A 26,158-nucleotide genomic window follows, 5' to 3' on the forward strand; every position below is an offset into this window, starting at 1 on the left:
ATGGATATATTGCTTGTTGATGGATATAACATTATTGGGGCATGGCCGGAGCTAAGGGCATTAAAAGACCATGATTTGCCCGCTGCAAGAGACCGCTTAATAGAGAGAATGGCAGAATACCAGGCTTTTTCAGGTTATCGTGTTATCATTGTATTTGATGCCTACTATGTTCAGGGTATCGAGAAAAAATATAAAAACCATAAGGTAGAGGTTATTTTTACAAAAGAAAACGAAACAGCTGACGAACGGATTGAAAAAATGGCCATTGCTTTAAATAATCGGAGGACTCAAATTCATGTAGCTACCTCCGATTTTACGGAGCAATGGGCTATTTTTGGACAAGGAGCATTAAGGAAATCAGCGCGGGAGTTACTTATAGAGATGTCCTTGGTGGAAAAAGGAATAGAGAAAAAAGTAAAAAACATACAAGAGGAACGACCATTCTCAAAAATACCGATTAGTAATGAGATTGCAGAAATTTTCGAAAAATGGCGCAGGGGTGAAAAGTAAGCGTTGCACCCATAAGTTTCGGGCGGTATAATAATACTATCTATGCTTGTTCGGTGGAGGGGATCTTAATTGGGTACAGACTTCGGGGAAAAAGGCAACGAGCTATTTTTTTCAATGGAAGACGAGGAAATGGTGGATCTAGTGCACCAAGGAAATAGTGAGGCATTAGATTATTTAATTCACAAGTATCGTAACTTTGTACGTGCAAAGGCAAGGTCCTACTTCTTAATTGGAGCGGATAAAGAGGATATTGTCCAGGAGGGAATGATTGGCCTTTATAAGGCTATACGTGATTTCCGTGAGGACAAGCTGACTTCATTTAAAGCGTTTGCAGAATTATGTATCACCCGGCAAATTATTACTGCTATTAAAACAGCAACAAGACAAAAGCATATACCGCTAAATTCCTATGTATCCTTGGACAAGCCTATTTATGATGAAGAATCCGATCGTACATTAATGGACGTCTTATCGGGTGCAAAGGTGTTGGATCCAGAGGAATTGATTATTAATCAAGAAGAGTTTGATCATATCGAAGTGAAAATGGCCGAATTATTAAGTGATTTGGAACGGAAGGTTCTGGCATTATACCTTGACGGGCAATCCTATCAAGAAATATCAGAAGAACTGAACCGCCATGTAAAGTCAATTGATAATGCCCTGCAGCGTGTGAAAAGGAAATTAGAACGGTATTTAGAAATTAGAGAGTTTAGTTTGTAAAATTGAAAACTTTGTCAAACTTTTGAATCCGCTCACACGGGTTGTTGACAATAATTAGGGGTCGTGTTATCTTTTTATGGATATAAAGATGGATGTTGAAGGTGACACATTATGAGTAAAAAGGTTGTTCTAGCATGTGCTGACTGTGGTTCACGTAATTATTCCACGAATGCTAACCCGTCACAATCTGAACGGTTAGAATTAAAAAAGTATTGCAAAACATGCGCCTCCCATACAATCCACAGAGAAACAAAGTAATTTCAGTCATACATGCAATGTTATTCCGATAGTTGGAGGGTTACAGATATGCAACGCTTAAAGAATTTCTTCAGTGATATATTCCGTGAAATGAGAAAAGTTAGTTGGCCAAAACGGAAAGAACTAACACGCTATACGATTACAGTTATCACAACAGTTGCTTTTTTTGCTATTTTCTTTGGTGTTATAGATTTAGGGATTTCAGAATTGATTCGAGTTATTCTTGAATAACAAAAGGTATTTCATGGTATAATGGTGAATAATAAAGGAAATTTTCTTTCAAAGCCCGTTTAACGGGTTTTTTCATTTGGTTTAAATAACGAAAAGCGTAAGCGCCTTGTCCAAGGAAAAAAGCAGTTCATTTTTTCCCAGGGGCGACAGGCATAAGACGAGCCGGCTAGAAGGTTGTTCTTTAACCTTCTGGACGGATTGGCTTATGACCCGAGCCCCTAGGCGCTGAAGCTAGACAAAAACGTGTTTATAAAAGTACGGGGAGGGATGGACGCTTAGTCCTCTTGAATGGAAAAGAACTGGTATGTTTTACATACTTACTCAGGTTATGAGAATAAAGTAAAAGCAAATTTAGAAAAACGTGTAGAATCGATGGGTATGACAGATAAAATCTTTAGAGTGGTCGTTCCTGAAGAAGAAGAAACAGAAATTAAAAACGGTAAAACGAAAGTCGTTAAACGAAAAGTATTCCCGGGTTATGTTCTGGTGGAAATCGTGATGACAGACGATTCTTGGTATGTAGTTCGGAATACTCCTGGTGTAACGGGTTTTGTTGGCTCTGCCGGAGCGGGTTCGAAACCAACACCTCTTCTACCTGAAGAAGTACAGGTTATTTTAAAAAGAATGGGTGTTGAAGAAAAGCGCATCGATGTTAATTATGAAATTGGTGAAACTGTTCGGGTGAAGGAAGGACCATTTACGAACTTTACAGGAACAGTTGAAGAGATGGATAAAGACAAGGCGAAACTTAAAGTTCTTGTTAATATGTTCGGCCGGGATACCCCGGTAGAACTAGAATTTACACAAATTGAAAAGTTATAATTGAAAAAAACTTGAAATCACTTTTAAAAAGTGGTAATATTTCATAGGTCAGTATGTCTCTTAATGAGACTAGACTTTTGATAAAATCTTTATCTTTATCTTTATATAAAGAAAGATACCTGAGTGGGAGGGTAAAACCCTATTACCACATCACGGACTTTAAGGAGGTGTGTCTCGTGGCTAAAAAAGTAATTAAAGTTGTTAAATTACAAATTCCTGCTGGGAAAGCAAACCCTGCACCACCAGTTGGTCCTGCACTAGGTCAAGCCGGTGTTAATATCATGGGATTCTGTAAGGAATTTAACGCTCGTACAGCTGATCAAGCTGGATTAATTATTCCTGTTGAAATCACGGTGTTTGAAGACCGTTCATTTACATTTATTACGAAAACTCCTCCTGCTGCCGTTCTTTTGAAAGTAGCAGCTGGAATTCAGTCTGGTTCTGGTGAACCAAACCGTAATAAGGTAGCAACAGTTAAGCGTAACACAGTACGCGAGATTGCGGAACAGAAAATGCCTGACCTAAACGCAGCAAGCGTTGAAGCAGCAATGCGCATGGTTGAAGGTACTGCACGCAGCATGGGTATCACAATCGAAGATTAATCCATGTAAACTGTTTTGTTGTAATGAAGGGGGTTGCGTTACTTACGCAACCTTTATTCGTGGGAGGTTATTCCGTTAAAACCACAATCTAGGAGGAAATAAAAATGGCTAAAAAAGGTAAGAAGTATTTAGAAGCTGCTAAGCTTGTTGATAACACTAAAGCTTACCCAGTTGCTGAAGCAATTGAACTTGCAAAGAAGACAAACTTTGCTAAATTTGATGCAACATTAGAAGTTGCTTTCCGTTTAGGCGTAGACCCTAAGAAAGCGGACCAACAAATTCGTGGTGCAGTTGTACTTCCAAATGGAACTGGTAAAACTCAACGCGTTTTAGTATTCGCAAAGGGTGAAAAAGTGAAAGAAGCAGAAGCTGCTGGTGCAGATTATGTTGGGGATGCAGAATACATCAACAAAATCCAACAAGGTTGGTTTGAGTTTGATGTAATCGTAGCTACACCTGATATGATGGGTGAAGTTGGTAAGCTTGGTCGTACATTAGGACCAAAAGGTTTAATGCCAAACCCTAAAACTGGTACAGTTACATTTGATGTAACAAGAGCGATTAGCGAAATCAAAGCAGGTAAAGTTGAATACCGTGTTGACAAAGCTGGAAATATCCACGTTCCAATCGGTAAATCATCTTTCGAAAACGAAAAACTTGTTGAGAACTTCAATACTGTATTCGAAACAATGTTAAAAGTTAAACCTGCAGCTGCAAAGGGAACATATATGAAGAACGTAACTGTTACTTCAACAATGGGACCTGGAGTGAAGGTTGATCCTTCATCTGCTAACGCTAAGTAATTTTTTACCAATTGACAAATATAGATACATTTTATATAATCTATTTTGTTGTTTAAAATATAAACATTTGTACTGAAGACAGCAGGTGCTCATTAGAGCTTAATTTCCTGCCGAGGTAATACGATAAATCGGCTGAAATCTTCGGCTATCCGTATGCGCCTCCATGTCTGAGAACTGATATGGAGGCTTTACTTTGCCTGGTATAAATGTAGAGAACCTACAGGAGGTGTAAAGATGAGCAGCGCAATCAATCAAAAGATTCAAATCGTTGATGAAATCACAGCTAAGTTACAAGCTAGTGTTTCAACAATTGTTGTTGACTACCGCGGACTAACTGTTGCTGAATTAACTGAACTTCGTAAGCAGCTTCGTGATGCAGGTGTTGACTTCAAGGTATATAAAAACTCTATGACTCGCCGTGCAGCAGATGCTGCTGAGCTTTCAGGATTAAACGCAGCATTAACTGGTCCGAACGCAATTGCGTTCAGCGCAGAAGATGTTGTAGCACCTGCAAAAATTCTTAACGACTTTGCTAAGAAGCATGAAGCACTTGAAATTAAAGCTGGTGTAATCGAAGGCAACGTAGCAACAGTTGAAGATGTTAAAGCACTTGCAGAACTACCTTCACGCGAAGGCTTGCTTTCTATGCTACTCAGCGTACTACAAGCTCCAATCCGCAACCTTGCTCTTGCTACAAAAGCAGTTGCAGAACAAAAAGAAGAACAAGGCGCGTAAGTTGATTGAAAGGCGAAAGCCGGACAAACTTAACGCTTAACAAATAACGGAACGAAAACTAAGGAGGAAAATTAAAATGACTAAAGAACAAATCATTGAAGCGGTTAAATCTATGACTGTTTTAGAACTTAACGATCTAGTAAAAGCTATCGAAGAAGAATTCGGCGTAACTGCTGCTGCTCCTGTAGCAATGGCTGGCGGCGCTGGTGCTGCTGCTGTTGAAGAGCAAACTGAATTTGATGTAATCCTTGCTAGCGCTGGAGATCAAAAAATCAAGGTTATCAAAGCTGTTCGTGAAATCACAGGTCTTGGTCTTAAAGAAGCAAAAGATCTTGTTGACAACACTCCAAAGCCTGTTAAAGAAGGCGTGTCTAAAGAAGAAGCTGAAGAAATTAAAGCTAAACTTGCTGAAGTTGGAGCTAACGTTGAAGTTAAGTAATAACCTTATAGAAAAGCTCGCTGTATAAGCGAGCTTTTTTTAGATAGATTTTTTCCCTCTGGTTACCTCATTCATTTACACTCCTCAGGAGGTGAGCTATATGTCTGAACATTACTATTCTCGTACCCAAAAGGTTGAAAGTGAACCGAAATATTGGGACTTTACCTTAAAGAATAAGTTATTTCGTTTTAAAACAGATAACGGCGTATTTTCAAAAAAGGAAGTAGACTTTGGTTCCCGCTTATTAATAGAAGCGTTTGAAGTACCTGCCGTGGAAGGGCCAGTTTTAGATGTAGGCTGCGGATACGGACCAATCGGTCTTTCGATTGCAAAACATTATCCAGAACGTCGTGTACATATGATTGATGTAAACGAACGAGCGATTGAACTGGCAAAGGCTAATGCTGAACAAAATTCTGTACAGAATGTTGAAATTTACGAAAGTGATACCTTGAAAAGTGTAAGGGAATATAACTTTGCTGCTATTTTAACAAACCCGCCTATTAGAGCAGGTAAAAAGACGGTACACGCTATTTTTGAACAGAGTTATGAGCATTTAGTCACCGGTGGTGAGCTTTGGGTTGTAATTCAGAAAAAGCAAGGTGCGCCATCAGCGATTGAAAAATTAAAAGAACAATTTAACACAGTAGATACTATTGACAAGTCTAAGGGTTATTTTATTATTAAGGCTGAAAAATAGTTGACTTGAATTTGTCAAGTGTGTTAGCATTATAAAATGCCATCATAATAATTTCCGATTTATTCCTGAAAATACTTATTTTATTAGTATAAAATGTGTTTCAGACGGAAATGATGACAAAATAATAGTCAAAATGTGAAAATGTGGTTTTTGATACATAAAAACCCTTTTTCTTTTTTGTCCAATGAAGAAGCTATTTAGTTTCTGAAGAGGACCAAAATATATTTTTAAAAAACGCTTGATTTGAGGGGTGAATCAGTTGACAGGTCAACTAGTTCAGTATGGACGACACCGCCAACGAAGGAGTTACGCACGAATCAGTGAAGTTTTAGAATTACCAAATCTAATTGAAATCCAAACCTCTTCTTATCAATGGTTTCTTGATGAGGGTTTGCGTGAAATGTTCCAGGATATTTCACCGATTGAAGACTTTACTGGTAACCTATCACTAGATTTTATTGATTACAGCCTTGGCGAACCGAAGTATTCAGTTGCGGAATCGAAAGAGCGGGACGTTACATATTCTGCACCATTGCGTGTTAAAGTACGTCTTGTAAACAAAGAAACAGGCGAAGTAAAAGACCAGGATGTATTTATGGGTGATTTTCCACTCATGACAGAAACGGGAACGTTTGTCATTAACGGGGCAGAACGTGTTATCGTTTCTCAGTTAGTACGTTCACCGAGCGTATATTTTAGTGGAAAACTTGATAAAAACGGTAAAAAAGGGTTTACAGCTACAGTCATTCCGAACCGCGGCGCTTGGCTTGAATATGAAACAGACGCCAAAGATGTCGTCTATGTCAGAATAGATCGTACTCGGAAACTGCCCGTTACGGTTCTTTTGCGTGCACTTGGGTTCGGCTCTGATCAAGAAATCATTGAATTGATTGGAGACAATGAGTACATCCGAAATACTCTTGAAAAGGATAACACGGAGGGAGTAGAAAAAGCGCTTCTAGAAATCTACGAGCGTCTGCGCCCGGGTGAGCCTCCAACAGTAGAAAACGCAAAAAGTCTATTGGTTTCAAGATTTTTTGATCCAAAAAGATATGACCTTGCAAATGTAGGTCGTTATAAAATCAACAAAAAGCTTCATATTAAAAATCGTTTATTTAACCAACGTTTGGCTGAATCTCTTGTTGATCCTGAGACAGGTGAAATTATTGCAGAAAAAGGTACGCTTTTAGACCGTAGAAACCTTGATCGAATCATTCCTGCTCTTGAAAAGAATGTTAACTTCAAAGGCTTTAATCCTGTTGGCGGTGTAGTGGAAGATGAAATTACTCTTCAAGGTATTAAAATCTATGCGCCAAATGACGACGGTGAAAAAGTAATCAACGTACTAGGAAATGCCTATGTTGCAGAACCAATAAAGAATATTACACCGGCTGATATCATTGCTTCTATCAGTTACTTCTTTAACTTATTACATGGTGTTGGTGACACGGATGACATTGACCACTTAGGAAACAGACGTCTTCGTTCTGTTGGTGAATTACTTCAAAACCAGTTCCGAATTGGTTTGTCTCGTATGGAACGTGTTGTACGTGAGAGAATGTCGATTCAAGACACTGCTACGATTACACCGCAGCAGCTAATCAATATTCGTCCTGTCATTGCATCAATAAAAGAGTTCTTCGGAAGTTCTCAGTTATCGCAATTCATGGACCAAACGAATCCGCTTGCTGAATTAACTCATAAGCGTCGTTTATCTGCATTGGGACCTGGTGGATTAACACGTGAACGTGCTGGATTTGAAGTTCGTGACGTTCACTATTCCCACTATGGCCGCATGTGTCCGATTGAAACGCCAGAGGGACCGAACATTGGTTTAATTAACTCGTTATCATCATTTGCTAAGGTGAATCGTTTTGGATTTATTGAAACTCCATACCGCCGGATAGATCCGGATACTGGGAAGGTTACAAGCCGAATTGATTACTTAACCGCAGATGAAGAGGATAACTATGTTGTGGCTCAGGCGAACTCCCGTCTTGGTGATGATGGTACCTTCCTAGATGAAGATGTTGTGGCTCGTTTCCGTGGTGAAAACACAGTTGTAAAACGTGATCGTATCGACTATATGGATGTATCACCTAAACAGGTTGTTTCTGCTGCAACTGCGTGTATTCCGTTCCTTGAAAACGATGACTCTAACCGTGCACTGATGGGTGCGAACATGCAGCGTCAAGCAGTACCTTTATTACAACCCGAAGCACCGCGAGTGGGTACAGGAATGGAATATGTATCCGGTAAAGACTCAGGTGCTGCAGTAATCTGTAAGCATGAGGGTATCGTTGAGCATGTTGAGGCACGTGAGGTTTGGGTTCGTCGTATCAACACAGTCGATGGTCAAGAAGTAAAAGGTGACCTTGATAAATATAAAATGTTAAAATTCATCCGTTCTAATCAGGGAACCTGTTACAATCAACGCCCAATTGTTGCGGTGGGTAACCGCGTAACAAAAGGCGAGATTCTAGCTGATGGTCCTTCAATGGAACTAGGTGAATTAGCACTAGGCCGTAACGTATTAGTTGGCTTCGTTAACTGGGATGGTTACAACTATGAAGATGCGATCATCATGAGCGAACGCCTTGTAAAAGATGATGTTTATACTTCTATTCATATTGAAGAATATGAATCAGAATCTCGTGATACAAAGCTTGGACCAGAAGAAATTACCCGTGACATTCCAAATGTAGGAGAAGATGCCCTTCGTAATTTGGATGAGCGTGGAATTATTCGTACGGGTGCTGAGGTAAAAGATGGTGACTTGCTAGTTGGTAAAGTAACTCCTAAGGGTGTTACAGAACTTACTGCTGAAGAACGCCTATTGCATGCAATCTTTGGAGAAAAAGCACGTGAAGTTCGCGATACTTCCTTAAGAGTTCCGCATGGCGGAGGCGGTATTGTCCTTGATGTTAAAGTATTTAACCGCGAAGATGGCGATGAACTTCCACCGGGCGTAAACCAGCTTGTCCGTGTCTATATCGTTCAAAAACGTAAGATCCATGAAGGAGATAAAATGGCGGGCCGTCATGGTAACAAAGGGGTTATCTCACGGATATTGCCAGAAGAAGATATGCCGTATTTACCAGATGGTACCCCAGTCGATATTATGTTGAATCCGTTAGGTGTTCCTTCACGTATGAACATCGGACAGGTGCTTGAGCTCCATTTAGGTATGGCTGCCAGAGCACTCGGAATTCATGTAGCATCACCGGTATTTGATGGTGCAACGGAAGATGATGTTTGGAGCACGATTGAAGAAGCTGGAATGGCCAGCGATGCAAAAACTGTTTTATATGATGGACGTACCGGTGAACCATTTGATAACCGTGTGTCTGTTGGTGTTATGTATATGATTAAACTTGCTCACATGGTTGATGATAAGCTTCATGCCCGTTCAACTGGACCATACTCACTTGTAACGCAGCAGCCACTTGGCGGTAAAGCTCAGTTTGGCGGTCAGCGCTTCGGTGAGATGGAGGTTTGGGCACTGGAAGCATACGGTGCAGCCTATACACTACAAGAAATTCTGACAGTAAAATCAGATGACGTTGTAGGTCGTGTAAAAACGTATGAGGCAATTGTAAAAGGTGAGAATGTACCGGAGCCAGGTGTTCCTGAATCCTTCAAAGTATTAATAAAAGAACTTCAGAGTCTTGGTTTGGACGTAAAAATCCTATCAGGTGATGAAAAAGAAATTGAAATGCGTGATACGGAAGATGAAGATGACTTACAGCAAGTTGACACATTAAACATCGTACCAGATGCAGCAGCATTTGAATCAGAAAAGGTCGGTTCAAAGGAATAAGACTTAAGCTAAAAGCGCCTAGCTGTGCTTTTAGCTAAGGTTGTTTCCTAAAGATAGAAAGGGAGGTAGGCCCCTTGCTTGATGTAAATAATTTTGAGTATATGAAGATTGGTTTGGCTTCACCTGATAAAATTCGTTCTTGGTCTTTTGGAGAAGTAAAAAAACCAGAAACGATTAATTATCGTACATTAAAGCCTGAAAAGGATGGTTTATTCTGTGAGAGGATTTTTGGTCCGACGAAGGACTGGGAATGTCATTGCGGAAAGTATAAACGTGTCCGTTATAAAGGTGTTGTATGTGACCGATGTGGTGTTGAAGTAACACGTGCAAAGGTACGTCGTGAACGAATGGGGCATATTGAGCTGGCAGCTCCTGTCTCTCATATTTGGTATTTTAAAGGCATCCCTAGTCGTATGGGGCTTGTTTTAGATATGTCTCCTAGAGCTTTAGAGGAAATTATTTATTTTGCCTCTTATGTTGTTACGGAATCAGGAGATACAGCTCTTGATAAGAAACAACTTTTATCAGAAAAGGAATACCGAGCTTATCGCGAGAAGTACAGCAATAAGTTCCAAGCTGCGATGGGTGCGGAAGCGATTAAAAAGCTTCTATCTGATATCGATTTAAATAAAGAGGTTGATGCATTAAAAGAAGAACTAAAATCAGCTCAAGGGCAGCGTCGTACACGTGCTATTAAGCGTTTAGAAGTGTTGGAAGCATTCCGTAATTCTGGTAATGAGCCATCATGGATGGTTCTTGATGTTCTTCCTGTTATTCCTCCTGAGCTTCGTCCAATGGTACAGCTTGATGGCGGAAGATTTGCAACATCTGACTTAAATGATCTTTATCGCCGTGTAATCAATCGGAATAATCGTTTAAAGCGTCTTTTGGACCTTGGTGCACCGAGTATCATCGTTCAAAACGAAAAACGAATGCTTCAAGAAGCAGTTGATGCTTTAATTGATAACGGCCGTCGTGGTCGTCCGGTAACCGGTCCGGGTAACCGTCCGTTAAAATCACTTTCCCATATGTTAAAAGGGAAGCAAGGACGTTTCCGTCAAAACTTACTTGGAAAACGTGTTGACTATTCAGGTCGTTCTGTTATTGTTGTTGGTCCGAACTTAAAAATGTACCAATGCGGTCTGCCGAAAGAAATGGCTCTAGAGTTATTTAAGCCTTTCGTTATGAAGGAACTAGTTGAAAAAGGTTTAGCTCATAATATTAAATCTGCAAAACGTAAGATTGAAAGAGTTTCTCCTGAAGTTTGGGATGTATTAGAAGATGTTATTCGCGAGCACCCGGTTTTACTTAATCGTGCTCCAACACTTCATAGACTAGGAATTCAGGCATTTGAACCAACACTTGTTGAAGGAAGAGCAATTCGCCTTCACCCGCTCGTATGTACTGCATATAATGCGGATTTTGATGGTGACCAAATGGCTGTTCACGTTCCACTTTCATCTGAAGCGCAAGCAGAAGCTAGACTTCTAATGCTGGCAGCTCAAAACATCTTGAACCCTAAAGACGGTAAGCCAGTAGTTACACCTTCTCAGGATATGGTACTAGGTAACTATTATCTAACACTTGAAAGAGAAGCTGCTGTCGGAGAGGGTATGATTTTTAAAGATACGAATGAAGCATTAATTGCTTATCAAAATGGCTATGTACATCTGCACACCCGTGTTGCTGTCCATGCTGGTTCATTAGGAAATGAAACATTGACAGAAGAACAGAATAATAAGTTACTTATCACAACTGTGGGGAAACTTATTTTCAATGAAATTCTGCCAAAATCATTCCCATATATCAATGAGCCAACTAGACATAACTTAGAAGTTGAAACACCAGCAAAGTACTTTGTTGAAAAAGGTGAAGATGTTCCAGCTAGAATTAAGGAAATGCCTTTAGTTGATCCATTTAAAAAGAAAATCCTTGGTAACATCATTGCCGAAGTATTTAAGCGATTCAAAATTACTGAAACGTCTAAAATGCTAGACCGTATGAAGGACTTAGGATTTAAATATTCTACAAAAGCAGGGATTACCGTTGGTGTTGCCGATATCGTGGTATTACCTGAAAAGCAGGAAATTCTTCAAGAGGCTCAAAATAAAGTTGATAATGTTATGAAGCAGTTCCGTCGTGGATTAATTACGGAAGACGAACGTTATGATCGTGTTATTGCCATTTGGAGTGCTGCTAAGGATACCATTCAAGGAAAACTGATGAAATCCTTAAATAAAACAAATCCGATTTTCATGATGAGTGATTCCGGAGCCCGTGGTAACGCATCAAACTTCACCCAGTTAGCAGGTATGCGTGGACTGATGGCCAACCCGGCTGGACGTATTATCGAATTACCAATCAAGTCAAGTTTCCGAGAAGGTCTGACAGTATTAGAGTACTTTATCTCTACACACGGTGCGCGTAAAGGTCTTGCCGATACTGCCTTAAAAACTGCTGACTCAGGTTACTTAACACGTCGTCTAGTTGACGTTGCACAAGATGTAATTGTCCGTGAAGATGATTGTGGAACTGACCGTGGTTTGTTAATCCGTTCATTAAAGGATGGTACCGAGGTTATTGAGGGCTTGGATGAACGTTTAATTGGACGTTATGCACGTAATCCAATCAGACATCCTGAAACAAAAGAAGTTATTGTTCCTGAAAATGGACTAATAACAGAAGATCTTGCTGAAACAATTGTTGGTGTGGGAATTGAAGAAGTGAAAATTCGTTCTGCCTTTACGTGTAATACACGTCATGGTGTATGTAAGAAGTGTTATGGCCGTAACTTAGCTACAGGTCAAGAAGTTGAAGTTGGGGAAGCAGTTGGTATTATTGCAGCCCAATCAATTGGTGAACCTGGTACACAGTTAACAATGCGTACATTCCATACGGGCGGGGTTGCAGGTGACGATATCACGCAAGGTTTACCACGTATTCAAGAAATATTTGAAGCGCGTAATCCTAAAGGTCAAGCAGTCATTTCCGAAATTGATGGTGTGGTTGTCGGCATTAACGAAGGCCGTGACCGTCAGCATGAGATCATTGTTCAAGGTGAAATTGAATCACGTACTTATAATGCTCCGTATACAGCTCGTCTGAAGGTTGCTGTAAATGACCAAATAGGGCGTGGTCAGGAACTAACAGAAGGTTCTATCGATCCTAAAGAGTTAATTAAGGTAAAAGATGTAACAGCTGTTCAAGAGTACTTACTGCGTGAAGTTCAAAAAGTTTATCGTATGCAGGGCGTTGAGATCGGCGATAAACACGTAGAGGTAATGGTTCGTCAGATGATGCGTAAAGTTCGTGTAAGTGATGCTGGTGAAACAGATGTACTTCCAGGTACACTTCTTGACATTCACCAATTCACAGATGCAAATGAAAAAGCATTGTTAAGCGGGAAACTGCCTGCCACTGGACGTCCAGTATTGCTAGGTATTACAAAAGCATCCCTTGAAACAGACTCATTCTTGTCTGCCGCATCTTTCCAAGAAACTACTCGAGTTCTTACAGATGCAGCAATCAAGGGCAAGCGGGATGAATTACTCGGCTTAAAAGAAAATGTTATTATCGGTAAACTCGTTCCTGCTGGAACAGGTATGCAAAGATACCGTAAGGCAGAGCCAGTTTTAAGAGATACGACATCTGAAGAAACAATGTTGGTAGACTAAGCAAAATAAAATTAGCGGTACTTGCTTCAAAGCAAGTGCCGCATTTTATGAAAAATAATTCAAATATCTATTTGACATAAATTATAGAAAATGGTACTATATCAAAGGTGCTCCTATTCACCTGATACTTTGGAGGATATCGTAATATGTCTTATGAAAAAGTATTACAGGCTAATAAGATTGTTATAGGAACGAAACAAACAGTAAAAGCACTAAAGGATGGAACAGCAAGTGAGTTAATCATAGCAACTGACGCCGATACGAAGGTTACAGCTGCTGTAGTAAAACTAGCTCAAGATGTGAATATCCCGATTATCTATGTTGACTCGATGAAAAAACTCGGGAAAGCATGTGGAATAGAAGTTGGTGCTTCAACTGTAGTAATTATCCGTTAAAAACTGTTTTTGTAGATAGATGGTCTGCAAAGACTTTGTTTTTGCACAAAAATGAACCACCTGGATGTGTGGACTTAGAAATAATGAAGGGAGGAAACAAAACATGCCTACTATTAATCAATTAGTGCGCAAGCCGCGTCAGGCAATGACTGAGAAATCAAAATCACCTGCGCTAAATAAAGGTTACAACAGCTTTAAGAAATCACAAACAAATGTAACTTCACCACAGAAAAGAGGAGTATGTACTCGTGTTGGTACAATGACTCCAAAGAAACCGAACTCAGCGTTACGTAAATATGCACGTGTACGTTTGACTAACGGTATCGAGGTGACTGCTTACATTCCTGGTATCGGCCACAACCTTCAAGAGCACAGTGTTGTTCTTATCCGTGGAGGACGTGTAAAAGACTTACCAGGGGTACGTTATCACATCGTACGTGGTGCACTAGATACGGCTGGCGTTAACAACCGTATGCAAAGTCGTTCAAAATATGGTACGAAGAGACCGAAAGCAGCTAAGAAGTAATTCAGATTAAATAGAAAGCTCGTTTGAAAGGAGGAAATTAAATGCCACGTAAAGGTCCTGTAGCAAAAAGAGACGTGTTACCAGATCCACTTTACAATTCTAAATTAGTTACTCGTCTAATCAATAAAATGATGGTTGACGGTAAAAGAGGTAAATCACAAGAAATTCTATATTCTGCATTTGAAACAATCCGTGAACGCTCTGGTAAAGAGCCGATGGAAGTTTTTGAAGCAGCAATGAAGAATATCATGCCAGTACTTGAGGTAAGAGCACGCCGTGTAGGTGGTGCGAACTACCAAGTACCAGTTGAGGTGCGCCCTGATCGCCGAACAACTCTTGGTCTTCGCTGGTTAGTAAACTATGCTCGTCTTCGCGGTGAAAAAACCATGGAAGAGCGTTTAGCGAATGAAATTATGGATGCTGCTAATAGCACTGGTGCATCTGTTAAGAAGCGTGAAGATACACACAAAATGGCTGAAGCAAACAAGGCGTTTGCTCACTATCGTTGGTAGAATTACATTAATCATAAAATCTTTCATACTAGGAAGGAGAAAGACCCAATGGCAAGAGAGTTCTCCTTAGAAAAAACACGTAATATCGGTATCATGGCTCATATTGATGCTGGTAAAACGACAACAACTGAGCGTATCCTTTACTATACTGGTAAAATCCACAAAATCGGTGAAACACACGAGGGTGGAGCACAGATGGACTGGATGGAGCAAGAGCAGGAACGCGGAATCACCATTACATCTGCAGCCACAACTGCACAATGGAAAGGACACCGCGTTAATATCATCGATACTCCAGGACACGTAGACTTCACAGTTGAAGTTGAACGTTCATTGCGTGTACTTGATGGTGCTGTTACTGTGCTTGATGCACAATCCGGAGTTGAACCACAAACTGAAACGGTTTGGCGTCAAGCTACAACATATGGCGTACCACGTATTGTTTTTGTTAATAAAATGGATAAAATCGGTGCGGATTTCTTATATTCAATTTCTACACTTCATGACCGTTTACAAGCAAATGCAGCAGCGATTCAATTACCAATCGGTGCAGAAGATCAGTTCAGAGGCATCATTGATTTAGTTGAAATGAACGCTACAATGTACAATAATGATCTTGGGACAGACATGGAAGAAATAGAAATTCCTGAAGAATTTAAGGCACAAGCCGAAGAATACCGTGAAAAGTTAATTGAAGCAGTAGCTGAATTAGACGAAGAATTAATGGAAAAGTATCTTGGTGGAGAAGAAATCACCAAAGAAGAGCTAAAAGCAGCAATTCGTAAAGGTACTATTAACGTTGAGTTCTATCCGGTATTGTGTGGAACTGCATTTAAAAACAAAGGTGTTCAAAAGATGCTTGATGCAGCAATTGACTATCTTCCGGCTCCAACAGATGTACCGGCAATCAAAGGTCATGCTGTTGATGATGAAGAAGAATTGATTGAACGTCATTCAAGTGATGAAGAGCCATTCTCAGCCCTTGCTTTTAAAGTAATGACTGATCCTTATGTTGGTAAATTAACGTTCTTCCGTGTTTATTCTGGTACTTTAGATTCTGGATCATATGTTCAGAACTCTACTAAAGGAAAGCGTGAACGTATTGGACGTATCCTGCAAATGCACGCAAACAGCCGTCAAGAAATCTCTAAGGTTTATGCTGGTGACATTGCTGCTGCTGTAGGACTAAAAGATACAACTACTGGTGACACTCTTTGTGACGAGAAAAATCTTGTTATCTTAGAGTCAATGAACTTCCCTGAACCAGTAATCCAGCTTTCTGTTGAACCAAAATCAAAAGCCGATCAAGACAAAATGACAACTGCACTACAAAAACTTCAAGAAGAAGATCCAACATTCCGCGCGCACACTGACGTGGAAACTGGACAAGTTATCATCGCTGGTATGGGTGAACTTCACCTTGATATTCTAGTAGACCGTATGCGTCGTGAGTTTAAAGTAGAGGCTAATGTTGGTGCACCTCAGGTTGCTTATCGTGAAACTTTCCGTGCTTCTGCACAAGTTGAAGGTAAATTTGCGCGTCAATCTGGTGGTCGTGGACAATACGGTCACGTTTGGATCGAATTCTCACCTAACGAAGAAGGAAAAGGATTTGAATTTGAAAACGGTATTGTCGGTGGTGTTGTTCCTCGTGAATACATTGCTCCAGTTCAAGCTGGACTTGAAGATGCTCTAAAACGTGGTGTTCTTGCTGGATATCCATTAGTTGATATTAAAGCAAGATTATTCGATGGATCTTACCATGATGTTGACTCCTCTGAAATGGCGTTTAAGATTGCTGCTTCAATGGCTCTTAAAAATGCTGCTTCTAAGTGTCAGCCTGTAATCCTTGAGCCTATGATGAGGGTTGAAGTAGTAATGCCTGAAGAATATCTAGGAGACATTATGGGTCAAATCACTGCACGCCGTGGTCGTGTAGAGGGCATGGAAGCACGTGGTAACGCACAAGTAGTTCGTGCTCAAGTTCCACTTTCAGAAATGTTCGGATATGCAACATCACTTCGTTCAAGCACACAAGGTCGTGGAGTATTCTCTATGCACTTTGATCACTATGAAGAAGTACCAAAATCAGTTGCTGAAGAAATTATCAAAAAAAATAAAGGTGAATAATTGATTTTCACCTTTTAATAAAGTATAACTACTTATGTAACCGTGGAAACTGTTAATTTGAGACCATCAATTTACAGTTTCCATAAAATATACTTAATTTTTTTATATTAAAGGAGGATTTTCCTAATGGGTAAAGCTAAATTCGACCGTTCAAAGCCACACGTAAATATTGGTACAATTGGTCACGTTGACCACGGTAAAACAACTTTAACTGCAGCTATCACTACTGTACTTGCAAAAGCAGGTGGCGGTGAAGCAAGAGGATATGACCAAATTGATAACGCTCCAGAAGAAAAAGAGCGTGGAATCACAATCTCTACTTCTCACGTAGAGTATGAAACTGCTAACCGTCACTATGCACACGTTGACTGCCCAGGACACGCTGACTATGTTAAAAACATGATCACTGGTGCTGCGCAAATGGACGGCGGTATCCTAGTAGTTTCTGCAGCTGACGGCCCAATGCCACAAACTCGTGAGCACATTCTTCTTTCTCGTCAAGTAGGTGTTCCTTACCTTGTTGTATTCATGAACAAGTGTGACATGGTTGATGACGAAGAACTTCTTGAATTAGTAGAAATGGAAATTCGTGATCTATTATCAGAATACGACTTCCCTGGCGATGACACTCCAGTTATCAAAGGTTCTGCTCTTAAAGCTTTAGAAGGCGATGCAGCATGGGAAGAAAAAGTTCTTGAGTTAATGGCAGCTGTTGATGAGTACATTCCAAACCCAACTCGTGACACTGACAAGCCTTTCATGATGCCAGTTGAGGACGTATTCTCAATCACTGGTCGTGGAACTGTTGCTACAGGACGTGTAGAGCGTGGTGTAGTTAAAGTTGGTGACGTAGTCGAAATCGTTGGTTTCACTGAAGAGCCAAAATCTACTACTGTAACTGGTGTAGAAATGTTCCGTAAGCTTCTTGATTTCGCTGAAGCTGGAGACAACATTGGTGCATTACTTCGTGGTGTAGCTCGTGATGACATCGAGCGTGGACAAGTTTTGGCTAAGCCAAAATCAATCACTCCACACACAAAGTTTAAAGCACAAGTTTACGTATTATCAAAAGAAGAAGGTGGACGTCACACTCCATTCTTCACAAACTATCGCCCACAATTCTATTTCCGTACTTCTGATATTACTGGTATTTGTAATCTTCCAGAAGGCGTAGAAATGGTTATGCCTGGCGACCACATCGAAATGACTGTTGAGCTTATCGCTCCAGTTGCGATCGAAGAAGGAACTAAGTTCTCAATTCGTGAAGGTGGACGTACTGTAGGTTCAGGTTCAATCACAACTATCACTGAGTAATCAGTAATATAAGAATCAGCTGGATGACGATCCAGCTGTTTTTTTATGCGAAAAACGAGTTTCTTCTATATATAAAGCTCGTTACATTTTCAAATAATAAAGCGTTATATTAGGTTATTTCTGGAGATTGATAATTTCTATTGAAAATGTCTATACTGGTCGTTATAATAATAAAAGTGTGCTGAACGTATTCAAAAAGAAATTGTAAAAAAAAGTTGCGTTAGCCTAATGTTTTATGTATAATAGACAATGTTGGTCTTTGACTGCGATGATGTGGAAGGTTGCTGACACACCCGGCCGCTTTGCCATGGCGAGTGTGTGGGAAATTTCCACTGAGAAATGTCTATTTTTAAAATAGGCGAATAAAGGAGGGAAAATAATGGCAAAACAAAAGATTCGTATTCGTTTAAAAGCTTATGATCACAGAATTCTTGATCAATCTGCAGAAAAGATCGTTGAAACAGCAAAACGTTCAGGTGCAGCAGTTTCTGGTCCGATTCCACTTCCAACTGAGAAGGCGATATACACGGTCCTTCGTGCGGTGCATAAGTATAAAGATTCTCGTGAACAGTTCGAAATGAGAACACATAAGCGTCTAATCGACATCGTTAACCCAACTCCACAAACAGTTGATGCGTTAATGCGTTTAGATTTACCATCTGGTGTTGATATCGAAATTAAACTTTAGTAAAAATAAATAAACAAATTCTCTAGGAGGTGTGACTTAAATGACCAAAGGAATCTTAGGAAGAAAGATTGGTATGACTCAAGTATTTGCAGAAAACGGCAACTTAATTCCGGTTACTGTTGTAGAGGCTGCTCAAAACGTAGTACTTCAAAAGAAAACAGTTGAAAGCGACGGTTACGAAGCTGTTCAAGTTGGATTTGAAGATAAGCGTGAGAAGTTATCGAACAAACCTGAAAAGGGCCACGTTAGCAAGGCGAATACTGCTCCTAAGCGCTTCGTTCGCGAATTCCGCGGAGTTGACGTAACAGGATATGAAGTTGGTCAAGAAGTCAAAGTTGATATTTTCGCTGCAGGCGATTTAGTAGATGTAACAGGAATCTCAAAGGGTAAAGGTTTCCAAGGCTCAATCAAGCGTCATGGACAATCTCGCGGCCCAATGGCACACGGTTCACGTTATCACCGTCGCCCTGGTTCAATGGGACCTGTTGCTCCAAACCGTGTATTCAAAGGTAAATTATTACCTGGACGTATGGGTGGGGAACAAATTACAGTTCAAAATCTTGAAATTGTAAAGGTTGATGTTGAACGTAACCTGATCTTAGTCAAAGGGAATGTTCCTGGACCTAGAAAAGCATTATTAAAAATCAAAAGTGCGGTTAAAGCGTAATATCTTCATATGAAAGGAGGGGCAAAAGAATGCCTAAAGTTTCACTATTTAACCAAAACGGTTCTCAAGTTGGTGAAATCGAACTTAACGAAACAGTATTTGGTATCGAGCCAAACCAACACGTACTATTCGAAGCGATTGTTATGCAAAGAGCTTCTTTACGTCAAGGTACTCATAAAACTAAAATTCGTTCTGAAGTGCGCGGCGGTGGACGTAAGCCATGGCGTCAAAAAGGAACTGGTCGTGCTCGTCAAGGGTCTATCCGTTCTCCACAATGGCGCGGAGGTGGTACAGTATTCGGACCAACACCACGCAGCTACAGCTATAAATTACCGAAAAAAGTACGTCGCTTAGCGATTAAATCTGCATTATCTTCTAAAGTATTAGAAGAAAATATCTTAGTGTTAGAAAGCCTAGCTTTCGATGCTCCGAAAACAAAAGATTTTAAAACAGTATTAGGTGGACTTTCTATCGAGAAGAAAGCACTTATTGTTACTGCTGACCTAGATGAGAATGTAGCACTATCTGCTCGTAATATTCCAGGTGTAACAGTTGTAACAGCTGATGGAATCAACGTACTAGACGTTGTAAATCATGATAAATTAATCATGACTAAAGCAGCGGTTGAAAAAGTAGAGGAGGTGCTTGCATAATGGATGCACGCGATATCATTAAGCGCCCCGTTATCACTGAACGTTCTACTGACCTAATGGCTGAAAAGAAATATACATTTGAAGTTGATGTGAGAGCTAACAAGACTCAAGTTAAAGACGCAGTTAAAGAAATTTTCGGCGTTGAAGTTGAGAAAGTTAACATCATGAACTATAAAGGTAAATTCAAGCGCATGGGTAAATTCGGTGGTTACACAAACAAACGCCGTAAAGCAATCGTAAAATTAACTGCTGACAGCAAAGAAATCGAATTCTTTGAAGCATAAGAACCTAACAAGAAGAGGAGGGAAATAAAATGGCGATTAAAAAGTACAAACCTACCTCTAATGGTCGTCGCGGTATGACAGTTTCTGATTTCGCTGAAATCACAACTAGCACACCAGAAAAGTCTCTATTAGCACCAGTCAAGAGAAAAGGCGGCCGTAATAACCAAGGTAAGTTAACTGTTCGTCATCAAGGTGGCGGCCATAAGCGTCAATATCGTTTAATTGACTTTAAACGTAACAAAGATGGCATTCCTGGACGCGTTGCCACTATCGAGTACGATCCAAACCGTTCTGCGAATATTGCACTAATTAACTATGTAGATGGTGAAAAGCGTTATATCCTAGCTCCTAAAAACCTAGTAGTAGGTATGGAAGTTATGTCAGGCCCAGAGGCTGATATTAAAGTAGGTAACGCATTACCATTAGTAAACATCCCTGTTGGTACTGTAGTACACAACATTGAGTTAAAACCAGGTAAGGGTGGCCAATTAGTACGTTCTGCTGGTACATCTGCACAGGTTTTAGGTAAAGAAGGAAAATACGTACTTGTACGTTTAAATTCTGGTGAGGTTCGTATGATCCTAGCTGAGTGCCGTGCTACAATCGGTCAAGTAGGAAATGAACAGCACGAACTTATCAATATTGGTAAAGCAGGTCGTTCTCGCTGGTTAGGCAAGCGCCCAACAGTTCGTGGATCTGTAATGAACCCTAACGATCACCCACACGGTGGTGGTGAAGGACGTTCACCAATCGGACGTAAATCACCTATGTCTCCATGGGGTAAACCAACTCTTGGATTCAAAACTCGTAAGAAAAAGAATAAATCCGACAAGTTTATCGTACGTCGTCGTAAAAAATAACGGGGTTGAACTACGGTTCAAAGAAAGAGCCGTAGACCAATCACGAAGGGAGGTTCATCCATGGGTCGCAGCCTTAAAAAAGGACCATTTGTTGATGATCATTTAATGGTTAAGATCGAAAAGTTAAATGAAACTGAAGGTAAGCAAGTTGTTAAAACTTGGTCACGTCGTTCTACGATCTTCCCACAATTTATCGGCCACACTATCGCTGTTTATGATGGTCGCAAACATGTGCCTGTATATGTTACTGAAGACATGGTAGGACACAAGCTTGGAGAATTCGCTCCAACTCGTGCTTACAAGGGTCATGGTAATGATGATAAGAAAACCAGACGTTAAGAGAGGAGGGCATCCAAATGCAAGCTAAAGCTGTTGCAAGAACAGTTCGTATTGCTCCTCGTAAAGCACGTTTAGTCGTAGATCTAATTCGAGGAAAGCAAGTTGGTGAAGCGGTGTCGATTTTAAATCACACTCCAAAGTTTGCTTCTCCAATCGTGGAAAAAGTATTAAAATCTGCTATGGCAAATGCCGAGCACAATTATGAAATGGACGTTAATAGCTTGGTAGTAACACAAGCTTTTGTAGACGAAGGACCAACGTTGAAACGTTTCCGTCCACGCGCAATGGGCCGTGCAAGCCAGATTAACAAACGCACTAGCCACATCACAATCGTTCTATCAGAAAAGAAGGAGGGATAATCTGTGGGTCAAAAAGTAAATCCAGTCGGTTTGCGTATCGGGATCATCAAAGATTGGGAATCTAAGTGGTACGCAGGTAAAGACTTCGCTGATCTTTTACACGAAGACCTAAAAATTCGTGAGTATATCACGAAGCGTTTGAAGGATGCTTCTGTATCTAAAGTTGAGATCGAACGTGCAGCTAACCGTGTGAATGTAACTGTTCATACTGCTAAGCCTGGAATGGTTATCGGTAAGGGCGGTACTGAAGTAGAAGCACTTCGTAAAGCTTTAAATCAATTAACTGGCAAACGAGTTCACATTAACATTCTTGAAATCAAGAGAGCAGATGTTGACGCGAAATTAGTTGCTGAAAATATTGCTCGTCAATTAGAAAATCGTGTATCTTTCCGTCGTGCACAAAAGCAAGCTATACAACGTGCTATGCGTGCAGGTGCAAAAGGTATTAAAACAATGGTATCAGGACGTCTTGGCGGTGCAGATATTGCTCGTTCAGAACACTATAGCGAAGGTACAGTTCCACTTCATACACTTCGTGCTGATATCGACTATGCTCATGCTGAAGCTGATACTACTTACGGTAAGCTTGGTGTAAAAGTATGGATCTATAAGGGAGAAGTCCTTCCTACTAAGAAGAAATCTGCGGAAGGAGGCAAATAATATGTTATTGCCAAAACGCGTAAAATATCGCCGTCAACACCGTGGAAAAATGCGTGGTAACGCAAAAGGTGGCACTGAAGTAACATTCGGTGAATTCGGCTTACAAGCTACTGAAGCTTCTTGGATCACAAACCGCCAAATTGAAGCTGCCCGTATTGCGATGACTCGTTACATGAAACGTGGCGGTAAAGTTTGGATTAAAATCTTCCCACATAAGCCTTATACTGCAAAACCTCTAGAGGTGCGGATGGGTTCTGGTAAAGGGGCACCTGAAGGATGGGTAGCTGTTGTTAAACCAGGGAAAATAATGTTTGAAATCGCGGGTGTTTCTGAAGAAATCGCACGTGAAGCACTACGTCTTGCTATGCACAAACTTCCTGTAAAATGTAAGTTTGTAAAACGTGAAGAAATTGGTGGTGAATCAAATGAGAGCTAATGAAATTAAAGACCTTACCACTGCCGAAATAGAACAAAAAGTTAAATCTTTAAAAGAAGAGCTTTTCAACCTTCGCTTCCAATTAGCGACTGGTCAACTTGAAAATACAGCTCGCATTCGTGAAGTGCGCAAAGCGATTGCTCGCATGAAAACTGTGATTCGCGAAAGAGAAATCAGCTTTAACAAGTAATAATTGAGAGGAGGTTCACATAATGAGTGAACGTAATCAACGCAAAGTTTACACTGGGCGCGTGGTTTCAGACAAAATGGATAAAACTATTACTGTTTTAGTCGAAACACACAAAAAGCATCCTCTTTACGGTAAACGCGTTAAGTACTCTAAAAAGTTTAAGGCTCATGATGAGCAAAACGAAGCAAAAATCGGCGATATCGTACGTATCATGGAAACTCGTCCGCTTTCAGCTACAAAACGCTTTCGTTTAGTTGAAGTAACAGAAAAAGCAGTTATTATTTAATTGTTCGGATTAAAGCTCTATTCCGAAGGGAGGTTACACACATGATTCAACAAGAATCACGTTTAAAAGTTGCTGATAACTCTGGTGCTCGTGAGGTACTTACCATTAAAGTTCTTGGTGGTTCTGGCCGTAAAACTGCGGGTATTGGTGATGTTATCGTTTGTACAGTAAAACAAGCAACACCTGGTGGCGTTGTTAAAAAAGGTGACGTTGTTAAAGCTGTTATCGTTCGTACGAAAAGCGGTGCTCGTCGACCTGATGGATCATACATTCGTTTCGATGAAAACGCATGTGTAATTATCAAGGATGATAAGAGCCCTCGAGGAACACGTATATTCGGACCAGTTGCTCGTGAACTTCGCGATAGCAATTTCATGAAAATCGTATCCTTGGCTCCAGAAGTACTATAATATAAATTAATTGCCTTTAAGGAGGTGCTTACGAATGCATGTTAAAAAAGGTGACAAAGTAAGAGTTATCTCCGGTAAGGATAAAGGCAAAACAGGAGTAATCCTAGCAGCCTATCCTAAAGATAGCCGTGTACTAGTAGAAGGTATTAATATCGTGAAAAAACACGCGAAACCTTCTCAAGTGAATCCCCAAGGCGGAATTATGAGCTTTGAGGCACCAATTCATGTATCAAACGTTATGCCTATCGACCCTAAGTCTGGTAACCCAACTCGTGTAGGTTACACAACGGTTGATGGTAAAAAAGTACGCGTAGCAAAATCCGGTGAAGTTTTAGATAAATAATAGTTTAAATTAAGAAGGGAGGTACTATGAATGAACCGCCTAAAAGAAAAATTTGTTAAAGAAGTTACTCCTGCTCTAATGAGCAAGTTCAACTATAAATCTGTAATGCAAGTTCCTCAACTTGAAAAGATTGTTATTAACATGGGTGTAGGTGATGCAGTTGCAAACGCAAAAGCATTAGATATTGCTGTTGAAGAACTAGCTACTATCACAGGTCAAAAACCTGTTGTCACTCGTGCAAAAAAATCAATCGCTGGTTTCCGTCTTCGTGAAGGTATGCCAATCGGTGCTAAAGTTACACTTCGCGGTGAGCGCATGTATCAATTCTTGGATAAATTAGTTTCTGTTTCTTTACCTCGTGTACGTGACTTCCGTGGTATTTCTAAAAAATCATTCGATGGTCGCGGTAACTATACTTTGGGTGTTAAAGAACAATTAATCTTCCCTGAAATTGATTACGATAAAGTAAGCAAAGTTCGTGGTATGGATATCGTAATCGTAACGACTGCTAACACTGATGAAGAAGCACGTGAACTGTTAACACAATTTGGAATGCCATTCCAAAAGTAATCGCTAAATAAGGGAGGCGAAAACGTGGCTAAAAAGTCAATGATAGCGAAACAAAAGCGCACGCCTAAATTCGCGGTACAAGAGTACACTCGCTGTGAACGTTGCGGCCGTCCACACTCTGTATACCGTAAATTTAAGCTATGCCGTATTTGTTTCCGTGAATTAGCATACAAAGGACAAATTCCTGGTGTCAAAAAAGCTAGCTGGTAAACCCCAAGTCTGGGAAGGAGGTAAAAATAATGGTCATGACAGATCCGATTGCTGATATGCTTACTCGCATTCGTAATGCGAATATGGTGCGTCACGAAAAGTTAGAAGTACCTGCTTCTAATATCAAGAAACAAATCGCTGAAATCTTAAAGCGTGAAGGCTTCGTTCGTGATGTAGAATTTATCGAAGACAACAAACAAGGTATTATCCGTATCTTCTTAAAGTACGGTTCTAATAATGAACGTGTTATCACGGGTCTTAAGCGCATAAGCAAGCCTGGACTTCGTGTTTATGCAAAATCTAATGAGGTGCCACGTGTCCTTAATGGTCTAGGTATTGCATTAGTATCAACATCAACTGGTGTTATAACTGATAAAGAAGCTCGTGCTAAACAAGTTGGCGGAGAAGTATTAGCTTACGTTTGGTAATATAGTTTCTGAATGAATGGAGGTGCTACTTAAATGTCACGCGTAGGAAAAAAACCTATTGAAATACCTGCAGGAGTAACGGTTACATTAAATAATCATACCGTTACCGTTAAAGGACCAAAAGGAGAATTAACTCGCTCTTTTAATCCAGATATTGAAATCAAAATCGAAGAAAACATTATCACGATCTCTCGTCCATCTGACGTGAAAGAACACCGCGCATTGCACGGAACTACTCGTGCGGTAATCGCGAACATGGTCGAAGGTGTTTCCAAAGGTTTCGAAAGAAAATTAGAATTAATCGGGGTTGGTTACCGTGCTTCAAAGCAAGGTAGCAAACTTGTGTTAAACGTTGGATACTCTCATCCAGTTGAATTCGAACCTGAAGCTGGTCTTGAAATTGAAGTACCTGCGAATACAAAGATTACGATTAAAGGTACAGACAAAGAACGTGTTGGTGAATTAGCTGCCAATATTCGTCAAGTCCGTCCTCCAGAGCCGTATAAAGGCAAAGGAATTCGTTACGAAGGCGAATTTGTTCGTCGTAAAGAAGGTAAAACTGGTAAGTAATGCCGCATAGGTAA

34 protein-coding genes and 1 other annotated feature are annotated in these 26,158 nt (G+C 40.3%); all 34 genes read left to right on the forward strand.

Translation table 11 applies throughout. The annotated features are described in order from the left end of the window. The 34 genes from V7108_RS23875 (at position 1) to rplF (ending at position 26,144) form a co-directional block, all read left to right on the forward strand. Complete coding sequence (locus tag V7108_RS23875) at positions 1-510, forward strand: NYN domain-containing protein (RefSeq protein WP_335513275.1); 510 nt, start codon at positions 1-3, stop codon at positions 508-510. 114 nt (positions 511-624) lie between these two features. Further along, a complete protein-coding gene (gene sigH / locus V7108_RS23880) occupies positions 625-1,230 on the forward strand; it encodes an RNA polymerase sporulation sigma factor SigH (RefSeq protein ID WP_335513383.1) in 606 nt (201 codons plus the stop codon). A 111-nt stretch (positions 1,231-1,341) separates the two neighbouring features. Further along, complete coding sequence (gene rpmG / locus V7108_RS23885) at positions 1,342-1,488, forward strand: 50S ribosomal protein L33 (protein ID WP_335513277.1); 147 nt, start codon at positions 1,342-1,344, stop codon at positions 1,486-1,488. A gap of 48 nt (positions 1,489-1,536) precedes the next feature. Continuing rightward, entirely contained in the window at positions 1,537-1,719 is a 183-nt protein-coding gene (gene secE / locus V7108_RS23890; RefSeq protein WP_335513279.1) for a preprotein translocase subunit SecE, read from the forward strand. 288 nt (positions 1,720-2,007) lie between these two features. Continuing rightward, complete coding sequence (gene nusG, locus V7108_RS23895; protein ID WP_335513281.1) at positions 2,008-2,541, forward strand: transcription termination/antitermination protein NusG; 534 nt, start codon at positions 2,008-2,010, stop codon at positions 2,539-2,541. Positions 2,542-2,717: 176 nt separating this feature from the next. Beyond that, entirely contained in the window at positions 2,718-3,143 is a 426-nt protein-coding gene (rplK, locus tag V7108_RS23900; RefSeq protein ID WP_139185721.1) for a 50S ribosomal protein L11, read from the forward strand. 104 nt (positions 3,144-3,247) lie between these two features. After that, positions 3,248-3,946, forward strand: a complete 699-nt coding sequence (gene rplA, locus V7108_RS23905; RefSeq protein WP_335513283.1) for a 50S ribosomal protein L1 — start codon at positions 3,248-3,250, stop codon at positions 3,944-3,946. A gap of 54 nt (positions 3,947-4,000) precedes the next feature. Beyond that, positions 4,001-4,147, forward strand: a sequence feature (ribosomal protein L10 leader region). Between the two features lie 33 nt (positions 4,148-4,180). Beyond that, positions 4,181-4,681: a 50S ribosomal protein L10 gene (rplJ, locus tag V7108_RS23910; protein WP_335513285.1), complete on the forward strand. Its 501-nt coding sequence runs from the start codon at positions 4,181-4,183 to the stop codon at positions 4,679-4,681. Between the two features lie 76 nt (positions 4,682-4,757). Then, positions 4,758-5,120 (forward strand): 50S ribosomal protein L7/L12, encoded by a 363-nt coding sequence (gene rplL / locus V7108_RS23915; RefSeq protein ID WP_335513287.1) that lies wholly within the window; start codon positions 4,758-4,760, stop codon positions 5,118-5,120. A gap of 100 nt (positions 5,121-5,220) precedes the next feature. Then, entirely contained in the window at positions 5,221-5,820 is a 600-nt protein-coding gene (locus V7108_RS23920) for a class I SAM-dependent methyltransferase (RefSeq protein WP_335513289.1), read from the forward strand. 259 nt (positions 5,821-6,079) lie between these two features. Next, positions 6,080-9,640, forward strand: a complete 3,561-nt coding sequence (gene rpoB / locus V7108_RS23925; RefSeq protein ID WP_335513291.1) for a DNA-directed RNA polymerase subunit beta — start codon at positions 6,080-6,082, stop codon at positions 9,638-9,640. Positions 9,641-9,714: 74 nt separating this feature from the next. Continuing rightward, entirely contained in the window at positions 9,715-13,314 is a 3,600-nt protein-coding gene (gene rpoC / locus V7108_RS23930; RefSeq protein WP_335513294.1) for a DNA-directed RNA polymerase subunit beta', read from the forward strand. A gap of 146 nt (positions 13,315-13,460) precedes the next feature. Beyond that, positions 13,461-13,709 (forward strand): 50S ribosomal protein L7ae-like protein, encoded by a 249-nt coding sequence (locus tag V7108_RS23935; protein WP_335513297.1) that lies wholly within the window; start codon positions 13,461-13,463, stop codon positions 13,707-13,709. Positions 13,710-13,812: 103 nt separating this feature from the next. After that, positions 13,813-14,235: a 30S ribosomal protein S12 gene (rpsL, locus tag V7108_RS23940; RefSeq protein WP_335513385.1), complete on the forward strand. Its 423-nt coding sequence runs from the start codon at positions 13,813-13,815 to the stop codon at positions 14,233-14,235. 41 nt (positions 14,236-14,276) lie between these two features. Next, positions 14,277-14,747, forward strand: a complete 471-nt coding sequence (gene rpsG, locus V7108_RS23945) for a 30S ribosomal protein S7 (RefSeq protein WP_335513299.1) — start codon at positions 14,277-14,279, stop codon at positions 14,745-14,747. Positions 14,748-14,795: 48 nt separating this feature from the next. Beyond that, complete coding sequence (gene fusA, locus V7108_RS23950; protein ID WP_335513301.1) at positions 14,796-16,877, forward strand: elongation factor G; 2,082 nt, start codon at positions 14,796-14,798, stop codon at positions 16,875-16,877. Positions 16,878-17,003: 126 nt separating this feature from the next. Further along, positions 17,004-18,191: an elongation factor Tu gene (gene tuf, locus V7108_RS23955; RefSeq protein WP_335513303.1), complete on the forward strand. Its 1,188-nt coding sequence runs from the start codon at positions 17,004-17,006 to the stop codon at positions 18,189-18,191. 379 nt (positions 18,192-18,570) lie between these two features. Further along, positions 18,571-18,879 (forward strand): 30S ribosomal protein S10, encoded by a 309-nt coding sequence (rpsJ, locus tag V7108_RS23960; protein WP_335513305.1) that lies wholly within the window; start codon positions 18,571-18,573, stop codon positions 18,877-18,879. A 40-nt stretch (positions 18,880-18,919) separates the two neighbouring features. Continuing rightward, a complete protein-coding gene (gene rplC, locus V7108_RS23965; RefSeq protein ID WP_335513307.1) occupies positions 18,920-19,546 on the forward strand; it encodes a 50S ribosomal protein L3 in 627 nt (208 codons plus the stop codon). Positions 19,547-19,575: 29 nt separating this feature from the next. Then, complete coding sequence (gene rplD, locus V7108_RS23970; RefSeq protein ID WP_335513309.1) at positions 19,576-20,199, forward strand: 50S ribosomal protein L4; 624 nt, start codon at positions 19,576-19,578, stop codon at positions 20,197-20,199. Further along, positions 20,199-20,483 (forward strand): 50S ribosomal protein L23, encoded by a 285-nt coding sequence (rplW, locus tag V7108_RS23975; protein ID WP_040203238.1) that lies wholly within the window; start codon positions 20,199-20,201, stop codon positions 20,481-20,483. Before rplD ends, rplW begins: the two co-directional genes overlap by 1 nt. 29 nt (positions 20,484-20,512) lie before the next feature. After that, positions 20,513-21,343: a 50S ribosomal protein L2 gene (rplB, locus tag V7108_RS23980; RefSeq protein ID WP_335513312.1), complete on the forward strand. Its 831-nt coding sequence runs from the start codon at positions 20,513-20,515 to the stop codon at positions 21,341-21,343. A gap of 60 nt (positions 21,344-21,403) precedes the next feature. Continuing rightward, positions 21,404-21,682 (forward strand): 30S ribosomal protein S19, encoded by a 279-nt coding sequence (gene rpsS, locus V7108_RS23985; RefSeq protein WP_026574091.1) that lies wholly within the window; start codon positions 21,404-21,406, stop codon positions 21,680-21,682. A 17-nt stretch (positions 21,683-21,699) separates the two neighbouring features. After that, positions 21,700-22,041, forward strand: a complete 342-nt coding sequence (gene rplV, locus V7108_RS23990; protein WP_034676086.1) for a 50S ribosomal protein L22 — start codon at positions 21,700-21,702, stop codon at positions 22,039-22,041. A 3-nt stretch (positions 22,042-22,044) separates the two neighbouring features. After that, positions 22,045-22,701, forward strand: coding sequence for a 30S ribosomal protein S3 (gene rpsC, locus V7108_RS23995; RefSeq protein WP_335513316.1), 657 nt, complete (start codon positions 22,045-22,047; stop codon positions 22,699-22,701). A gap of 1 nt (position 22,702) precedes the next feature. Next, on the forward strand, positions 22,703-23,137 hold the full coding sequence (gene rplP / locus V7108_RS24000) for a 50S ribosomal protein L16 (protein WP_335513318.1): 435 nt from the start codon (positions 22,703-22,705) through the stop codon (positions 23,135-23,137). Then, entirely contained in the window at positions 23,127-23,327 is a 201-nt protein-coding gene (gene rpmC, locus V7108_RS24005; RefSeq protein WP_132096513.1) for a 50S ribosomal protein L29, read from the forward strand. The genes rplP and rpmC overlap by 11 nt, the downstream gene beginning before the upstream one ends. Before the next feature lie 22 nt (positions 23,328-23,349). Then, complete coding sequence (gene rpsQ / locus V7108_RS24010) at positions 23,350-23,613, forward strand: 30S ribosomal protein S17 (protein ID WP_090767638.1); 264 nt, start codon at positions 23,350-23,352, stop codon at positions 23,611-23,613. A 41-nt stretch (positions 23,614-23,654) separates the two neighbouring features. Then, complete coding sequence (gene rplN / locus V7108_RS24015) at positions 23,655-24,023, forward strand: 50S ribosomal protein L14 (protein ID WP_335415953.1); 369 nt, start codon at positions 23,655-23,657, stop codon at positions 24,021-24,023. Positions 24,024-24,057: 34 nt separating this feature from the next. Next, positions 24,058-24,366, forward strand: coding sequence for a 50S ribosomal protein L24 (rplX, locus tag V7108_RS24020; protein WP_335513320.1), 309 nt, complete (start codon positions 24,058-24,060; stop codon positions 24,364-24,366). A gap of 30 nt (positions 24,367-24,396) precedes the next feature. Further along, positions 24,397-24,936: a 50S ribosomal protein L5 gene (gene rplE, locus V7108_RS24025; protein WP_335513322.1), complete on the forward strand. Its 540-nt coding sequence runs from the start codon at positions 24,397-24,399 to the stop codon at positions 24,934-24,936. 24 nt (positions 24,937-24,960) lie between these two features. Then, positions 24,961-25,146, forward strand: coding sequence for a 30S ribosomal protein S14 (gene rpsN / locus V7108_RS24030; protein WP_090767650.1), 186 nt, complete (start codon positions 24,961-24,963; stop codon positions 25,144-25,146). A gap of 29 nt (positions 25,147-25,175) precedes the next feature. Beyond that, positions 25,176-25,574 carry a 30S ribosomal protein S8 gene (gene rpsH, locus V7108_RS24035; protein WP_335513325.1) on the forward strand — a complete coding sequence of 133 codons (399 nt, stop codon included), beginning with the start codon at positions 25,176-25,178 and terminating at the stop codon, positions 25,572-25,574. Positions 25,575-25,607: 33 nt separating this feature from the next. Then, positions 25,608-26,144 carry a 50S ribosomal protein L6 gene (gene rplF / locus V7108_RS24040; RefSeq protein ID WP_335513327.1) on the forward strand — a complete coding sequence of 179 codons (537 nt, stop codon included), beginning with the start codon at positions 25,608-25,610 and terminating at the stop codon, positions 26,142-26,144. Positions 26,145-26,158 lie beyond the last annotated feature (14 nt).

It is taken from the genome of Neobacillus vireti, from assembly GCF_036962345.1.
Lineage (GTDB): Bacteria > Bacillota > Bacilli > Bacillales > Cytobacillaceae > Neobacillus > Neobacillus vireti_A.

Bases quoted from the DNA above. Each gene is read 5' to 3' on its own strand.
- rplW (WP_040203238.1), top strand. From the start codon at position 20,199: ATGGATGCACGCGATATCATTAAGCGCCCCGTTATCACTGAACGTTCT.
- V7108_RS23935 (WP_335513297.1), top strand. From the start codon at position 13,461: ATGTCTTATGAAAAAGTATTACAGGCTAATAAGATTGTTATAGGAACG.
- rpsJ (WP_335513305.1), top strand. From the start codon at position 18,571: ATGGCAAAACAAAAGATTCGTATTCGTTTAAAAGCTTATGATCACAGA.
- rpsL (WP_335513385.1), top strand. From the start codon at position 13,813: ATGCCTACTATTAATCAATTAGTGCGCAAGCCGCGTCAGGCAATGACT.
- rpsS (WP_026574091.1), top strand. From the start codon at position 21,404: ATGGGTCGCAGCCTTAAAAAAGGACCATTTGTTGATGATCATTTAATG.
- secE (WP_335513279.1), top strand. From the start codon at position 1,537: ATGCAACGCTTAAAGAATTTCTTCAGTGATATATTCCGTGAAATGAGA.
- sigH (WP_335513383.1), top strand. From the start codon at position 625: ATGGAAGACGAGGAAATGGTGGATCTAGTGCACCAAGGAAATAGTGAG.
- rplN (WP_335415953.1), top strand. From the start codon at position 23,655: ATGATTCAACAAGAATCACGTTTAAAAGTTGCTGATAACTCTGGTGCT.
- rpsG (WP_335513299.1), top strand. From the start codon at position 14,277: ATGCCACGTAAAGGTCCTGTAGCAAAAAGAGACGTGTTACCAGATCCA.
- rplE (WP_335513322.1), top strand. From the start codon at position 24,397: ATGAACCGCCTAAAAGAAAAATTTGTTAAAGAAGTTACTCCTGCTCTA.
- rplA (WP_335513283.1), top strand. From the start codon at position 3,248: ATGGCTAAAAAAGGTAAGAAGTATTTAGAAGCTGCTAAGCTTGTTGAT.
- rpsQ (WP_090767638.1), top strand. From the start codon at position 23,350: ATGAGTGAACGTAATCAACGCAAAGTTTACACTGGGCGCGTGGTTTCA.
- V7108_RS23920 (WP_335513289.1), top strand. From the start codon at position 5,221: ATGTCTGAACATTACTATTCTCGTACCCAAAAGGTTGAAAGTGAACCG.
- nusG (WP_335513281.1), top strand. From the start codon at position 2,008: ATGGAAAAGAACTGGTATGTTTTACATACTTACTCAGGTTATGAGAAT.
- rpmC (WP_132096513.1), top strand. From the start codon at position 23,127: ATGAGAGCTAATGAAATTAAAGACCTTACCACTGCCGAAATAGAACAA.
- rplX (WP_335513320.1), top strand. From the start codon at position 24,058: ATGCATGTTAAAAAAGGTGACAAAGTAAGAGTTATCTCCGGTAAGGAT.
- rplB (WP_335513312.1), top strand. From the start codon at position 20,513: ATGGCGATTAAAAAGTACAAACCTACCTCTAATGGTCGTCGCGGTATG.
- rpmG (WP_335513277.1), top strand. From the start codon at position 1,342: ATGAGTAAAAAGGTTGTTCTAGCATGTGCTGACTGTGGTTCACGTAAT.
- rplL (WP_335513287.1), top strand. From the start codon at position 4,758: ATGACTAAAGAACAAATCATTGAAGCGGTTAAATCTATGACTGTTTTA.
- rplC (WP_335513307.1), top strand. From the start codon at position 18,920: ATGACCAAAGGAATCTTAGGAAGAAAGATTGGTATGACTCAAGTATTT.
- rplD (WP_335513309.1), top strand. From the start codon at position 19,576: ATGCCTAAAGTTTCACTATTTAACCAAAACGGTTCTCAAGTTGGTGAA.
- V7108_RS23875 (WP_335513275.1), top strand. From the start codon at position 1: ATGGATATATTGCTTGTTGATGGATATAACATTATTGGGGCATGGCCG.
- rplV (WP_034676086.1), top strand. From the start codon at position 21,700: ATGCAAGCTAAAGCTGTTGCAAGAACAGTTCGTATTGCTCCTCGTAAA.
- rplF (WP_335513327.1), top strand. From the start codon at position 25,608: ATGTCACGCGTAGGAAAAAAACCTATTGAAATACCTGCAGGAGTAACG.
- rplP (WP_335513318.1), top strand. From the start codon at position 22,703: ATGTTATTGCCAAAACGCGTAAAATATCGCCGTCAACACCGTGGAAAA.
- rplJ (WP_335513285.1), top strand. From the start codon at position 4,181: ATGAGCAGCGCAATCAATCAAAAGATTCAAATCGTTGATGAAATCACA.
- fusA (WP_335513301.1), top strand. From the start codon at position 14,796: ATGGCAAGAGAGTTCTCCTTAGAAAAAACACGTAATATCGGTATCATG.
- tuf (WP_335513303.1), top strand. From the start codon at position 17,004: ATGGGTAAAGCTAAATTCGACCGTTCAAAGCCACACGTAAATATTGGT.
- rpsH (WP_335513325.1), top strand. From the start codon at position 25,176: ATGGTCATGACAGATCCGATTGCTGATATGCTTACTCGCATTCGTAAT.